At 63.9% G+C, this 1,373-nt stretch carries 1 protein-coding gene and 2 pseudogenes; 2 read left to right on the top strand and 1 reads right to left on the bottom strand.

The window, feature by feature from the left end:
- Both AC1DT3_RS21310 and AC1DT3_RS21315 read left to right on the top strand, forming a co-directional pair.
- A pseudogene (locus AC1DT3_RS21310) lies at nucleotides 1-502 on the top strand (glutamate--tRNA ligase); the annotation flags it as partial.
- 177 nt (nucleotides 503-679) lie between these two features.
- Nucleotides 680-1,204, top strand: a pseudogene (locus AC1DT3_RS21315) (citrate/2-methylcitrate synthase); the annotation flags it as partial.
- Here AC1DT3_RS21315 and AC1DT3_RS21320 read toward each other — a convergent pair.
- Nucleotides 1,114-1,323 (bottom strand): citrate/2-methylcitrate synthase, encoded by a 210-nt coding sequence (locus tag AC1DT3_RS21320; protein ID WP_477467183.1) that lies wholly within the window; start codon nucleotides 1,321-1,323, stop codon nucleotides 1,114-1,116. The pseudogene AC1DT3_RS21315 and the gene AC1DT3_RS21320 overlap by 91 nt on opposite strands.
- Between the last annotated feature and the right edge of the window lie 50 nt (nucleotides 1,324-1,373).

Raw genomic sequence — 1,373 nt, forward strand, 5'->3', positions numbered from 1 at the left:
CCATTACATGCGCCAGAGCAAGGACGAAGAGCTGGTGGCGGCGCTGGAGGATCTGCTGCCCGAGATCGGCGCCGAGCGCGGCCTCGGCGACGCGTTCGAGCCTGCGCTCCGCGAGAAGCTGATAGCTGCTATGCCGGGATTGAAGGAGCGCGCCAAGACACTCATCGAATTGCTCGACAGCGCCTATTACCTCTACGCCCAGCGACCTCTGCATCTCGATGAGAAAGCCGCGGGCCTGATTGCCGAAGGGCGGCCCAAACTCGCCGGCCTCGGTAAAAAGCTCGCAGCGCTCAACGAGTGGTCGGCACAAGGCGTCGAGGCCGTCGTGCGCGCGCATGCCGAGACGATCGGCGCGAAGCTCGGGCAGGTCGCCCAGCCTCTGCGCGCGGCCCTGACGGGCCGGGCGACGTCGCCGGGACTGTTCGACGTCATGAGCGTTCTGGGACGCGATGAAACGCTGGAACGTCTCAACGACCAAGTGACGAATGCGCCCGCTGCATAGCGGGCCCATCTGGCCATTAGACGAGCTTGCCCCATCCCCAAGGATAAGCTACCGAACCCCATCTCCCACCCGACCGGCATGCCACAGGTCGACAGCCCGGCAGAGAACGAAACTGCTTCTCCTGCGTCCCGGCTGCTCTAGGTTATGCACGGCCTCCTGTTGAAAGGGCGAAGACGCATGAGTGCCACCTCCAGCACGCTTACTGTCGGCGACAAGTCGGTCGAACTCGCGATCAAAGAGGGCACCATCGGCCCGTCCGTGATCGATATCTCGAAGCTGTACGGCCAGACCGAGATGTTCACCTACGATCCCGGGTTCACCTCCACGGCGAGCTGCGAGTCGAAGATCACCTATATCGACGGTGACGCCGGCGTCCTCCTGTATCGCGGATATCCGATCGAGCAGCTCGCCGAGCACGGCGACTTCCTCGAGACCTGCTATCTGCTGCTGTACGGCGAATTGCCGACCGCCGCGCAGAAGGCTGATTTCGACTACCGGGTCACGCGCCACACGATGGTGCACGACCAGATGAACCGCTTCTTCCAAGGCTTCCGCCGCGACGCCCACCCGATGGCCGTGATGGTCGCCAGCGTCGGCGCGCTCTCCGCCTTCTACCACGACTCGACCGACATCTCGGATCCGCAGCAGCGCATGATCGCTTCCATGCGCATGATCGCGAAGATGCCGACGCTGGCGACCATCACGGCCATCGGGTGGGCGTCGCGGCGGAAGCCTTGGAAGAAGCGGTTCATCTGGTCGTGCACCATCGTGTGGCGCGTGACCCGGTAGTCGAAATCAGCCTTCTGCGCGGCGGTCGGCAATTCGCCGTACAGCAGCAGATAGCAGGTCTCGAGGAAGTCGCCGTGCTCGG

Source organism: Microvirga sp. P4_G7, from assembly GCF_056401005.1.